The organism is Micromonospora sp. NPDC003944, assembly GCF_053605225.1.
Map to the genome: position 1 here is coordinate 46,784 of NZ_JBSGIV010000044.1, position 11,812 is coordinate 58,595.

The window sequence follows — 11,812 nt, forward strand, 5'->3', positions numbered from 1 at the left end:
CGGTCGCGGCGCGGGGCGACACTCAGCCGCGCGGGGTGGGCACGCCGAAGAGGTCGGTGATGCCGCCGGGCAACTGGGCGAGCAGATCGTGCCTCTCGTCGTCGTTGAGCGCCTCGGCGACGGTACGCAGCACCGCCTGGGCGTGTTCGCGCACCTGGTCCGCGTTCGCGACCTGCTCGCGGTCGCCGACGTTCTTCAGGAACTCGCCGACGTCCCACCGACGGCCCTGCGGGTTGCGGGTGACGGACCCGTTGAGCCGATCCGGAAGCTGGGCCGCCAGGTTGTCGGCCTCCTGCCCGGCGAGCCGTTCCCCGAGCACCGACAGGACGGCCTGCACGGACCGCACGGCCTCGTTCTCCCCGAGACCCGCGCGCTGTCGTACCGTGGCGATCATCTGGTCGTACTCCATGACCCGCTCCTTCCGTCTCCTCGGCGGGCCGTGCGGCCTGCCGGCGGACGAACGGGGCGAGTTCCCTGGGGCCCCGGCCACAAACCGGGTGGCCGCCGAACCGGACGGCCGGTCATCAAGCGGTCAGGGCGGCCTGGGTGGGCGCTGCGGGGGGCGGGTCGTCACGCAGCCGGCTGTAGAGGTGGCCGTCGCGCCACTGACCGGCCCGGAACTCGCAGGCCCGGATGACGCCTTCGAGGTGGAAGCCGGCCTTCTCCAGCGCCCGCTGCTCGGCGATGTTCTCCGGGTGGGTGCCGGCCTGGATGCGCTGCGCCGGGCTGTGCTGGAAGAGGTAGTCGCAGAGCAGCGCCTGCGCCCGCCAGCCGACCCCCCGACCGCGCCACTGCGGCAGCAGGACGATGCCGATCTCCCAGTACGACGCCCGTCCCGCGTAGCGCATTGAGCGGTAGCTGACCGCGCCGGCGGCGGCCCGCTCCGGTTCGACCTCGACGACGAGCCGCCCGTCGTCGTCGCCGAGGTAGCCGTCGACGGCGAACCGGCGCGCGGGCTGCGCCGCGTCGCGGAAACCGGCCCAGTCCGGCCCGACGAGGCCCGGCTCGGTGCAGAACCGCCGGAACATGCTCAGGTCGGCCTCGCCGACCGGCCGTAGTCGAACAGGGAGATCGGCTGTCCCGTGCGCCGACGTACCGACACCATCCATGGTCGACACGGTAGCCGCGACCCCTCACCCCCGTCGATCAAGGAGTTGTGGTGGGTGACAAAGCACCCGCGAGGGCCCAAGCCTGGCACCACAACTCCATGATCGACGCGAGCGAGGGCTGGCGCCCGCGTTAGACCTTGAGGAGCACCTTCGTACAGTCGTCCTGCTTCTTCTGGAAGATCTTGTAGCCCTTCGGGGCGTCGCGCAGCGGCATGCGGTGGCTGACGACGAAGCTCGGGTCGATCTCGCCGCGCTGGATGCGTTCCAGCAGTGGTCGGGTGTAGCGCTGGACGTGGCACTGACCGGTCCGCATGATCAGCGACCGGTTCATGAACGCGCCCATCGGGAACTTGTCGACGAAACCGCCGTACGCGCCGACGACCGACACCACCCCTCCGGAGCGGCAGGCGAGGATCGCCTGTCGCAGCGCGAACGGCCGTTCCGTCTCGACCCGCGCGACCTGCTTGGCCCGGTCGTACGCGTACATGGCGGCGTTGCCGTGGTGGCCCTCCAGGCCCACCGCGTCGATGCACGCGTCGGGGCCCCGGCCGGCGGTCATCTCGTTGAGCGTGTCCAGCACGTCGACGTCCTCGTAGTTGATCGTCTCGGCGTCGAGGTGCTCCTGGGCCAGCCGCAGCCGGTACGGGAAGCGGTCGATGACGATCACCCGCTCGGCGCCGAGCAGCCGGGCGCTGGCCGCGGCGAACAGCCCGACCGGCCCGGCGCCCCAGACCGCGATCACCTGCCCGGGTTTGATGTCGCACATCTCGGCGCCCATGTAACCGGTCGGGAACGCGTCGGCAAGCATGACCGCCTGGTCGTCGCTGACCTCGTCGGGCAGTTTGACCGGGCCGACGTCGGCGAACGGCACCCGGGCGTACTCGGCCTGGCCGCCGGCGTAGCCGCCGAGCAGGTGGGAGTAGCCGAAGATGCCGGCCGGCGAGTGCCCCATGATCTTCTCGGCGATGCCGGCGTTCGGGTTGGAGTTCTCGCAGACCGAGTAGAGGCCACGCTGGCAGGACGAGCAGTGCCCGCAGGCGATCGGGAAGGGCACCACCACCCGGTCGCCCGGTTTGAGGTTGCGGACCTGGGGGCCCACCTCGACGATCTCGCCCATGAACTCGTGGCCGAGGATGTCGCCCTTGCGCATGGCGGGGATGTAGCCGTGGTAGAGGTGCAGGTCGGAGCCGCAGATCGCGGTGGTGCTGATCCGGACGATCGCGTCCCGGGCGTTCATGATCTTCGGGTCGGGTACGTCGATGACCTTGACGCTGTCGGTGCCCATCCAGGCGGTGGCCTTCATTCTCGGTCCCTTTCGAGAGAGCCGGGCGGTCAGCGGCGGGACGCCGGCAGCGGCTGGGCGGGGCGCTGCATGGCCTGCTGGCGTACGGAGATGCCGGTGGGGCTGCCCTCGGAGCGCACGACCTCGCCGGTCTCCAGCACCTGCTTGAACCGGCGCAGGTCGTCTCGGACCTGCTGCTCGGGCTCCTCGCCGAAGAGCTTCGCCACCGCTCGGCCGAGCGCGCCGGCCGGCGGCGCGTAGCGCAGTTCCACCCGCACCTCGGTCCCCCGGTCGCCGGGGGCGGGCACGAACCGGACCCGGCCGGCGTTGGGCACCCGGGTCCCCGGCAGCGACCGCCAGGTGATCGACTTGTTGGGCTGGTCGTCGATGATCTCGGCGTCCCACTCGACCCGGTGCCCGGCCGGACCACGGGCGATCCAGTGTGAGCGGCGCAGGTCGTCGGCGCGGACGGACTCCAGGTGCGCCATGAAGCGGGGCAGGTTCTCCATGTCCCGCCAGAACCGGTAGGCCTCGGCCGGCGACCGGTTCACCGTCACCGCGATCTCCATCCGGATCACACGGGCGCGGGCCCGGCGAGCCCGGCCGACGCGGACGGCGGAGAGCACGTCGACGGCGGTGATGCCGGCGATGGCGAGGGTGGTCAGCGCGACCCGGCGGCGGCGTTCACCGCCACGGTCGGCGAGGGCCCGTCCGAGCAGGGTGAGGTCCATCGCGTCGCCGGCCACGCGGCTCCAGGCCCAGCCGGCCGGTCGGCGGCCGCTGAGCAGGCCGGCGGCGCTGCCCAACTCCCGCAGACCGATGGCCGGGAGCACGGACCGCGCGGCCGGGGAGTCGTCCACCCCGGTCAGTCGCGCGACGGGTCCGGGGGCGACAAGCGCGCCCACTCCCAGGGCCAGGCTCAGCAGGCCGAGCGCGCTCGGCAGCGTCGCCGGCACCGGCCCGTCCAGCTCCGGCAGGAGCACAGTGTCGACACGACTCATGTCCGGTCCCTTCCGGTGGGCGTCGCCGCCGTGCGGCGGGGCGGCGGTGGTTCCGCCCCCGTGACGCTATGCGGTACCCGTGGCCTCTGCGCCAGGTTCGGGCATAACGCCCTATTCGCGCGGCACGGGCAGGTTGTCGAGCCACCTGAGTCAGGATCGCGACATTGACCGATTTGGATCAGCTACTGACCGTTACCGTCTGCTCACCATCGCCACGACACCGGAGGGACCATGCCCGTGAGCCGCACACTCCTGCGCCACCTGACCGCGACCATCGCCGTCGCCCTGCTCGTCGTCGAGGCCGCCGCGCCGGCCGCGGCGCGTACCCCCGGGTCGCCCGCGCCCGGCGGCGTCCGCACCGTCGTGCGCGACGCGGCGACCGGCGCGCCGGTCCCCCGGGCCTGCGCCGCGCTGGTCCCGGTGGACGCGGCGACGTTGGCGGCGGTCACCCTCGGCGAGGACCAACTCGGCCGGTACGCGGGCTGCGCCGACGAGTTGGGCGTGCTGGTGAGCACGAACGTCGCCCCGGGGAGGTACCGGCTGCTGGTGCGCCCCTACGACACGACGACGCACGGCTGGCAGTGGGTGGGCCGGCACGGCGGCGCCGGCGACCGTGAGCGGGCACAGGTGGTCCAGGTCCGGGCCGGCGCGGTGACCGACGCCCCGACCGTCCGGCTCGACCCGCCGGGCACCGTCGTCGGAGTGGTGACCGACGCGGCGACCGGCGCACCTGTCAACCGCGCCCGGGTCATGGTGGTGCCGTACGTGCCGGATCCCAAGTACGGCGACCACGGCCCGACCACCGACGAGGACGGCCGCTACACGATCACCGGCCTCGGGCCGTACCACTGGCCGGTGCAGTTCGCCGCCGACGGGCTGGCGACCGTGTGGTCCGGTGGGGCGGGCGGTCGGCAGCAGGCACGGCCGGTGCGGGTCCGCGCGGGCCAGACGGCGACCCTGAACCAGGCGCTGCCCGCCGGCATACCGCTGGGCGGAGCGGTACGGGTCGACGAGCTGCTCACCTACGCCCAGGTGATCGCGTTCGACGCGGCCACCGGGGACCTGGCCGGCGTGGCGGACGTGGGCAGCGGTTACGCCCTGCGCCTGCTCCCCGGTCAGCGGGTGCGGCTGCGCTGCGACTGCGCGTACGCCCCGCCGGTGTGGCACCGCGACGCCGCCGACTTCGACGCCGCGACCCCCGTCCGGGTCCGGCGGACGCCGGTCGTGGTCGACTTCGACATCGACTGACAGCGGATTCTGACCGTCGACCGGAACCTTCTTCCCGGCCCGTTGGTGGCCTTCACCCGGGCGCTCGTGGCGCCGGGGCGGTTCACCGGGCTGGAGAACCCGGAGGCCTGGTTGCGTCGGTCGCGGTGAACCTGGGCCCGCAGTCGGTTCGCGCCACCGACGTTAGGAGTGACCCGCACCGGGTAGCCGGCATGCGCTCTGACCAGCGCCCGAGGAGGTGGGATGTCGGCGACCAGCGCCTTCTTCGAGCGGTTGACGGACGCTGGCCAGGACCCGCGGTTCAGCAAGGTCTGTGGAAGCGTGCGGTTCGACATCCGCGACGGCGGCCACCTGGAGCAGTGGCTGCTGGACATCGACCATGGCCAGATGCGGGTAACCCGCAGCGGTGGTCCCGCCACCACGGTGATCAAGGTGTCCGCGCAGGTGGCGGAGGCGATGGCACGGGGTGAGGTGAACGGCCTGGCGGCGATCACCCGGGGCGAGATCCTGGTCGACGGTGACCTCTCCCTGGCGTTGCGCATCGGGCGGCTGTTTCCCCGCGAGCCGGGGCCGCCGCAGCGCGACGCCTCGGACAGTGGGGCGTGACCGATGAGGGACATCGCCGGCACGGTGGCGTGCATCGACGGGAACACCTTCATGGTCTCCGACGCCAGCGGCGACGTGGAGTCGTCGCCGAGCACCCCGGTCGGCCTCTTCGCCGCCGACACCCGGTACCTGTCCCGCTGGATGCTGACCGTGAACGGCGAGTGCATGACCGCGCTGTCGGTGGACGACAGCCAGTACTTCGAGGTCACGTTCTTCGTGGTGCCGGGCGGGGCGGTGGACTACGTGCAGGCCGACGTGTCGGCCATCCGCCGTCGGCGCATCGGCCCGGACCTCACCGAGTCGCTGACGATCTTCAACTACGGCGAGCGGGACATGAACCTCGACGTACGCCTGGAGGTGGCCGCCGACTTCGCCGACATCTTCGAGATCAAGTTCGACATCGGCGACAAGACCGGCTCCCGCTACACGCACGTCGGCGCGAACGAGCTGCGCCTGGGCTACCGGCGCGGCACGTACCGCCGTGAGGTGGTGGTGTCGGCGAGCGAGCCCGCGGAGTTCGACCCGAGCGGCCTTCGGTTCGCGGTCCGACTGCGCCCCGGGGAGCAGTGGTCGACCCGGTTGCAGGCCGCCATGCTGGCGCTGCGACCGGACGGTGTCGACCTGCGCACCGCCCTGCGCGCCCAACGGCCGGACGACTCCACCCTGCCCAGGAGCGTGCAGGCCTGGGTGGCGGCGGCCCCGACCCTGGACACCGAGAGCGTCGGCCTCCAGCAGGTCTACCATCGCAGCCTGCTGGACCTGGCCGCGCTGCGCTTCGCCCCGCTCTCCCTCAGCGGCGCGAGCGTGCCCGCCGCCGGGTTGCCCTGGTTCATGACCCTGTTCGGGCGCGACAGCCTGTTGACCTGCCTGCAGACGCTGCCGGTCACTCCGTCGCTGACCCCACCGACACTGCGGATCCTCGCGTCGCTGCAGGGCGCCCGGACCGACGACGTGCTGGAGGAGGACCCGGGTCGGATCCTGCACGAGTTGCGCTACGGGGAGTCGGCCGCGTTCGAGGAGCAGCCGCACTCGCCGTACTACGGCACGGTGGACGCCTCACCGCTGTTCGTGGTGCTGCTCGACGAGTACGAGCGGTGGAGCGGCGACACCGCGCTGGCGCTGGAGTTGGAGCAGGAGGCTCGCGCGGCGCTGGCCTGGATCGACAGGTACGCGGACCTGACCTCCACCGGCTACGTCTGGTACCAGCGACGCAACCGCGCCACCGGCCTGGACAACCAGTGCTGGAAGGACTCCTGGGACAGCATCTCCTACGCCGACGGCCGGCTGCCAGGCTTCCCGAGGGCCACCTGCGAAACCCAGGGGTACGCCTACGACGCGAAGATCCGGGGGGCCCGGCTGGCCCGTACCGTCTGGGGTGACCCCGGCTACGCCGAGCAACTGGAGAGTGAGGCGGCCGCCCTGTACGACAGGTTCAACCGGGACTTCTGGCTGGAGGACCGCGGCTTCTACGCCCTCGCGCTCGACCACGACGGCACTCCGGTCGACAGCCTGTCGTCGAACATCGGACACCTGCTGTGGAGCGGCATCGTGCCACCGGAGCGGGCTCCCCGGGTGGTCGAGCACCTGATGGGTCCGGCGCTCTTCTCCGGGTGGGGGGTGCGGACGTTCGCCGAGGGGCAGCGCCGCTACAACCCGCTCGGCTACCACAACGGCACGGTCTGGCCGTTCGACAACTCGTTCATCGCCTGGGGCCTGCGCCGTTACGGGTTCAGCAGTGAGGCGGCCCGCATCGCCGAGGGCATCCTCTCCGCCGCCACCTACTTCGAGGGACGGCTACCCGAGGCGTTCGGCGGGTTCGACCGCGACACCACCCGGTTCCCGATCCGGTACCCGACCGCCGGCAGTCCGCAGGCGTGGTCCAGCGGGGCGTGCATGCTGCTGATCCGCACCATGCTCGGGATCAACCCGCACGACGACCACCTGGCGGTGGACCCGGCGCTGCCGTCCGCCTTCGGGCGGATCGCGCTGCTGGACATCCCCGGGCGTTGGGGCAAGCGCGACGCGTTCGCCCGGCAACGCCCGGACAGCGGCGGCGGCCCGGTCAGCTGACGGTGAAGCCGCCGTGGGCGCGCGTCTCGCGCAGCCAGTCGAGCCAGGTCACCCACAGCTCGTCGGTCTCCCACTCGCCGCGCGGGCTCGTCGGCGACGCCTCGTACAGGACCGACGCCTGCTCGATCTCGGCCCTGCCCACCACCCAGGGGCCGTTGCTCGTCAGCTTGAACTCGGGGATCCCGAGCTTGCCGGGGCTGGTCTGCGCGGAAGCCGCCCGTTCGGCCTCCCGGTAGGCCGCGCGTCGGCGCTCGTCGGTGCGCCAGTCCTCGACGCTGTCGAACGGCCAGTCCGGAAAGGGCTGCGGGGTTGCCTGGTAGGTCATGCCGGCGGAGCGCATGCGCTCCCGACAGAACGCCATGCCGGCGGCGTTGAGAGCGAACTGGTAGGCGGCCGCGAGCGTCGAGTACTCGTCGTAGCACTGTGGCCAGTTGCCGCACGACCCGTTCAGCTCCAGGCACGCTTCGGCGTGGGCGCGCGCGGTCGCGGCGGGCTCAGGTAGATCGACGTGCTCGAAGCTGTAGCCCATCGGACCCCCCGACCGCCGGCAGAGCAGGAGCTTGGCATTCTGCCCGACGCCAAGGAGCGACGAGTCCGCGCGTACCCCGGTCAGGACTCAGCCGACGGCGGACCTGGTGGCCCGGAAGGTACGCCGGTACGCGTCCGGGGGCACGCCGACGGTGCGGTGGAAGTGTCGACGCATTGTCGCGGCGGTGCCCATGCCGGCCGCCTCGGCGACGGCGTCGATGCTGTCGTCGGTGTTCTCCAGCAGCTCCTGGGCACGGCGGACGCGCTGCGTCGACAGCCACAGCAATGGGGTGGTGCCGGTGGCCGACCGGAAGTGGCGAGCCAGGTTGCGTGAGCTCATGTTCGCCTGCCGGGCCAGGTCCTCGACGGTCAGCGGCCGGTCGAGGCGGGCCAGCGCCCAGGGGAACAGGGTGGCCAGCGGGTGGTCGTCGCGGGCGGGCACCGGGGTGGTGACGTACTGGGCCTGACCGCCGGCGCGGTGCGGTGGCACGACCAGGCGGCGGGCAACGGCGTTGGCGACCGTCGAGCCGTGGTCACGGCGGATCAGGTGCAGGCACAGGTCGATCGCGGCGGCCTTGCCGGCGGAGGCGAGCACGGTGCCGTTGTCGACGTAGAGCACATCCGGGTCGACGCGTACCCGGGGATAGCGGGCGGCCAGCGCCTCGGTGTGGGCCCAGTGGGTGGTGGCGCGCTGCCCGTCGAGCACCCCGGCGGCGGCCAGCACGAACGCGCCGGTACACAGCGAGACCATCCGGGCGCCCGCTAGGTGGGCCGCACGGACCGCGTCGAGCAGGTCGGGGGGTAGGTCCCCGTCGACGTCCTCGACCGACGGGATGATCACGGTGTCGGCGCGGGCGAGGCGGTCCAGCCCGTCGTCGGGCTCCAGCAGGAAGCGGCCGACCCGGACCGGGTGGGGACCGCAGACCACCACGTCGTACCAGGGGTCGGCGAGGCCGGAGGGGTCGTGGGCGAAGACCTCGCAGGCCAGCGCCAGCTCGAGGTGCAGCATCCCGTCGGTGGCGGCGATCGCGACAAGGGCCATGTCCGGAACTGTACGGGAGTTGGCGTTCCCGACACTGGTTGGTCACCGACCGCTGCGCGAGGCTGGACCCAGTCGATCATCCGAGGGGGCAGCGATGGGTTACAGCGTGGCGGTGTTCGGGGCGTACGGGCACACCGGACGGTTCGTGATGGCGGAACTGCGTGAGCGCGGGTTCGGCGCCCTGCCGGTGGGCCGTGATCCGCGTCGGCTGGCGGCGTTCGGGCTCGGTTACCGGGTGGCGTCGGTCGACGATCCGGCCTCGCTCGACGCGGCGCTGACCGGCGTGGACGCGGTCGTCAACTGCGCCGGCCCGTTCGCGTCGACCGCCCCCGGCGTGATCGAGGCCGCGCTGCGCGCCGGGATCCCGTACGTGGACGTGGCGGCCGAGATCGAGGCGAACCTCGACACGTTCACACGCTTCACCGAACCCGCCCGAGCGGCCGGTGTCGCGGTGGTGCCGGCGATGGCCTTCTTCGGCGGGCTCGGCGACCTGCTCGCGACAACGGCGATGGGCGACTGGACGTCGGCCGACGAGGCGCACGTCGCGTACGGACTGAGCAGCTGGCATCCGACGGCCGGGACGGTCGCCGCGGGCGCCGTCTCCCGCGAGCGCCGCGCCGGCCGCCGGGTCCGCTACACCGGCGGCCGGTTGGAGTACCACTCCGGTGGGGAGCTGCCGAGGGTGGACTGGGACTTTCCCCCACCGCTGGGCCGGCGCGCCGTGTTCGGGGAGTTCACCATGGCCGACATCGCCACCATCCCCCGTCACCTGGTCATACCCGAGGTCCGCACCTACATGACCGTCGACGCCGCCACCGACCTGGTCGCCGCGGCAGCGCCGGTCGCGGTCGACGAGCGTGGCCGCTCAGCGCAGACGTTCACCGTCGACGTCGTCGTGCGTCGTGGCGACGCGCGCCGCCGTGTGGTGGCCAGTGGCCAGGACATCTACGCGGTCAGCGCGCCCCTGGCCGTGGAGGCGGTCCGGCGCATCCTCGATGGTCGTACGAGGACCAGCGGCGTCGCCTCCGCCGGCGAGATGTTCGACGCGGCCGATTTCCTGGGCGCGCTGTCGCCGGCCGTCACTGTCGAACCGGTCGGCGACTGAGGTCGAGAATTCGACCACAATTCGTTACTCGAAATCCGTAACCATTGAACCGGAACGGGACGACCGAACTTAAAGAAGACTTAAGATTATAAGGCTAAAAAATTGTCATCTTCAGCGGCCACGCTGGCTGCCAGGGCACCCGTCGACCGGCCTTCTTAATTCTTTCCCCGCGAGTTGAAGCATGCCTCTGACGTGCACATACTCCTTCCGACAGGAGCTTTGTCGTCGACTCGAAGGAATCACTGGTAATGCGGACTCCCCCCGCGCACGTCGCACCGCCGGACCGGGCGCGAAAGCGCCGCCGCCTCGCCCGCGTCACGCTCGCCTCCGCTGTCGTCGCCACACTTGCCGGCAGTGGCATCTACATCGCCGGCGCTCAGGCCGAAGAGGTCGCCGTGCCCGGCCGGGTGCAGGCAGAGGCCTTCGCGGCGCAGTCCGGTGCGCAGACCGAGGGCACCGGCGACGCCGACGGCGGCCGTAACGTCGGCTGGCTGGCCAGCGGCGACTGGCTGCGCTACGACGGTGTGTCGATAACCGGCGTCGACCTGACGGCCCGCGTCGCCTCGCACAACACCGCCGGCGGCACCGTCGAGTTGCGCCTCGGCGCGCAGAACGGTCAACTGCTGGCCCGCTTTCCGATCGCGGCGACCGGTGGCTGGCAGAAGTGGAAGACCGTCTCCGCTACGGCGTCAGCCGTACCGGCCGGGGCGCAGACCGTCTTCGCGGTCATGAAGAGCACCTCGCCGTCGGACTTCGTGAACCTGAACTGGTTCACGTTCGGCCCCCCGGCGGCCACGTCACTCTCCCCTTCGGCCACGCCGAGCACGTCGGCCGCCCCCTCGGCCACGCCGAGTTCCACCGCGTCCCCGTCGACGTCGGTCCCACCCAGCACGCCGGCCGGCGGCTGGGTGCCGGTCGACCAGGCCAAGTGGAGCAGGGAACTGGCCGCCTTCAACGCCCTCACGCCGAAGGCGGTGCCGCCGGGCACCACCCGGGTTCCCGAGTTCCACACCGACTGCGGCGTCGCGAACTCGGCCCCGGACGACCCGATCGTCCTGCCTGGCCTCTCGGGCGCCTCACACATGCACACGTTCTTCGGTCCAAAGGTCGACGCCTTCACCACGACGGACAAGCTGTTCGCCGCGGCGAACACCTGCAACGCCCCGGGTGACAAGAGCGCCTACTGGACCCCGGAGCTGCGCAAGGACGGCAAGGCCGTGCCGATCAAGAGCATGCGCATCTACTACGGCTCGCGGGTCAAGGACCCGTCGACCGTCAAGCCCTTCCCGCCGGGCCTGGTGGTGGTCGAGGGCGACGCGAAGCGGCAGGTGGACACACCGAAGGGTGTGGGCAACCAGTTCTGGTGCGCGGGCAGCGCCGAGGTCGGCCGCAGCGCCGACGGCAACTGGCCGACGTGCGCCCCCGGCGGCAACCTGATCTTCCAGCTCGTGTTCAAGGACTGCTGGGACGGCAAGAACATCGACTCACCCGATCACAGGTCGCACATGGGCGACCCGGTCAACGGCGTCTGCACCGGAAAGTACCCGGTGGCCGTGCCGGACCTCTCCTTCATGGTCAACTATGAGTCGCTGGGTGGTGACGGGCTCAGCCTCTCCTCCGGCAAGCCGTCGTCCATGCACGGCGACTTCATGAACGCCTGGGAGCCGGAGCGTCTCGCTGACCTGGTGAAGTCCTGCCTCAACCAGAACGCCAAGTGCGGCATCGACACGACCTTCGCCGGCGGCTGACCACCGCCGCCGTGTGCACCGACGGCCCCCACGCTCAGGCGTGGGGGCCGGCGGCCAACTCACCCGACCAGGTAAGGTGATAGGAAGAGCGTCG

11 protein-coding genes are annotated in these 11,812 nt (G+C 71.7%); 5 read left to right on the top strand and 6 right to left on the bottom strand.

All coding sequences use genetic code 11. From position 1 onward, the window contains the following. Positions 1-22: 22 nt before the first annotated feature. From ACWER9_RS21510 to ACWER9_RS21525, 4 genes are all read right to left on the bottom strand, one after another. A complete protein-coding gene (locus ACWER9_RS21510; RefSeq protein ID WP_452303521.1) occupies positions 23-409 on the bottom strand; it encodes a DUF2267 domain-containing protein in 387 nt (128 codons plus the stop codon). 115 nt (positions 410-524) lie between these two features. Further along, positions 525-1,109: a GNAT family N-acetyltransferase gene (locus tag ACWER9_RS21515; RefSeq protein ID WP_452303522.1), complete on the bottom strand. Its 585-nt coding sequence runs from the start codon at positions 1,107-1,109 to the stop codon at positions 525-527. A 130-nt stretch (positions 1,110-1,239) separates the two neighbouring features. After that, entirely contained in the window at positions 1,240-2,412 is a 1,173-nt protein-coding gene (locus ACWER9_RS21520) for a zinc-dependent alcohol dehydrogenase (RefSeq protein ID WP_452303523.1), read from the bottom strand. 29 nt (positions 2,413-2,441) lie between these two features. Continuing rightward, entirely contained in the window at positions 2,442-3,392 is a 951-nt protein-coding gene (locus ACWER9_RS21525) for an SRPBCC family protein (protein WP_452303524.1), read from the bottom strand. 237 nt (positions 3,393-3,629) lie between these two features. On the opposite strand from ACWER9_RS21525, the gene ACWER9_RS21530 reads away from it, so the two are divergent. From ACWER9_RS21530 to ACWER9_RS21540, 3 genes are all read left to right on the top strand, one after another. Further along, on the top strand, positions 3,630-4,640 hold the full coding sequence (locus tag ACWER9_RS21530; protein WP_452303525.1) for a carboxypeptidase regulatory-like domain-containing protein: 1,011 nt from the start codon (positions 3,630-3,632) through the stop codon (positions 4,638-4,640). A gap of 222 nt (positions 4,641-4,862) precedes the next feature. Beyond that, positions 4,863-5,225, top strand: coding sequence for an SCP2 sterol-binding domain-containing protein (locus tag ACWER9_RS21535; RefSeq protein ID WP_452303526.1), 363 nt, complete (start codon positions 4,863-4,865; stop codon positions 5,223-5,225). A 3-nt stretch (positions 5,226-5,228) separates the two neighbouring features. Beyond that, the gene (locus tag ACWER9_RS21540) at positions 5,229-7,295 is read left to right on the top strand and encodes an amylo-alpha-1,6-glucosidase (protein WP_452303527.1); all 2,067 of its coding nucleotides are present in this window, start codon (positions 5,229-5,231) and stop codon (positions 7,293-7,295) included. On the opposite strand, the gene ACWER9_RS21545 is transcribed toward ACWER9_RS21540, so the two are convergent. Then, the gene (locus ACWER9_RS21545; protein WP_452303528.1) at positions 7,288-7,824 is read right to left on the bottom strand and encodes a hypothetical protein; all 537 of its coding nucleotides are present in this window, start codon (positions 7,822-7,824) and stop codon (positions 7,288-7,290) included. The genes ACWER9_RS21540 and ACWER9_RS21545 overlap by 8 nt on opposite strands. 87 nt (positions 7,825-7,911) lie before the next feature. Next, positions 7,912-8,865: a helix-turn-helix domain-containing protein gene (locus tag ACWER9_RS21550; RefSeq protein ID WP_452303529.1), complete on the bottom strand. Its 954-nt coding sequence runs from the start codon at positions 8,863-8,865 to the stop codon at positions 7,912-7,914. A 94-nt stretch (positions 8,866-8,959) separates the two neighbouring features. Here ACWER9_RS21550 and ACWER9_RS21555 point away from each other — a divergent pair, with 94 nt between their 5' ends. Both ACWER9_RS21555 and ACWER9_RS21560 read left to right on the top strand, forming a co-directional pair. After that, a complete protein-coding gene (locus ACWER9_RS21555; RefSeq protein ID WP_452303530.1) occupies positions 8,960-9,970 on the top strand; it encodes a saccharopine dehydrogenase NADP-binding domain-containing protein in 1,011 nt (336 codons plus the stop codon). A 248-nt stretch (positions 9,971-10,218) separates the two neighbouring features. Beyond that, entirely contained in the window at positions 10,219-11,718 is a 1,500-nt protein-coding gene (locus ACWER9_RS21560; RefSeq protein WP_452303531.1) for a DUF1996 domain-containing protein, read from the top strand. Positions 11,719-11,812: the final 94 nt, after the last annotated feature.

What these genes read in the sequence shown, in the direction of transcription:
- ACWER9_RS21555 (WP_452303530.1), top strand. Translation starts at nt 8,960, where the DNA reads ATGGGTTACAGCGTGGCGGTGTTCGGGGCGTACGGGCACACCGGACGG.
- ACWER9_RS21535 (WP_452303526.1), top strand. Translation starts at nt 4,863, where the DNA reads ATGTCGGCGACCAGCGCCTTCTTCGAGCGGTTGACGGACGCTGGCCAG.
- ACWER9_RS21515 (WP_452303522.1), bottom strand. Translation starts at nt 1,109, where the DNA reads ATGGATGGTGTCGGTACGTCGGCGCACGGGACAGCCGATCTCCCTGTT.
- ACWER9_RS21525 (WP_452303524.1), bottom strand. Translation starts at nt 3,392, where the DNA reads ATGAGTCGTGTCGACACTGTGCTCCTGCCGGAGCTGGACGGGCCGGTG.
- ACWER9_RS21550 (WP_452303529.1), bottom strand. Translation starts at nt 8,865, where the DNA reads ATGGCCCTTGTCGCGATCGCCGCCACCGACGGGATGCTGCACCTCGAG.
- ACWER9_RS21510 (WP_452303521.1), bottom strand. Translation starts at nt 409, where the DNA reads ATGGAGTACGACCAGATGATCGCCACGGTACGACAGCGCGCGGGTCTC.
- ACWER9_RS21545 (WP_452303528.1), bottom strand. Translation starts at nt 7,824, where the DNA reads ATGGGCTACAGCTTCGAGCACGTCGATCTACCTGAGCCCGCCGCGACC.
- ACWER9_RS21540 (WP_452303527.1), top strand. Translation starts at nt 5,229, where the DNA reads ATGAGGGACATCGCCGGCACGGTGGCGTGCATCGACGGGAACACCTTC.
- ACWER9_RS21560 (WP_452303531.1), top strand. Translation starts at nt 10,219, where the DNA reads ATGCGGACTCCCCCCGCGCACGTCGCACCGCCGGACCGGGCGCGAAAG.
- ACWER9_RS21520 (WP_452303523.1), bottom strand. Translation starts at nt 2,412, where the DNA reads ATGAAGGCCACCGCCTGGATGGGCACCGACAGCGTCAAGGTCATCGAC.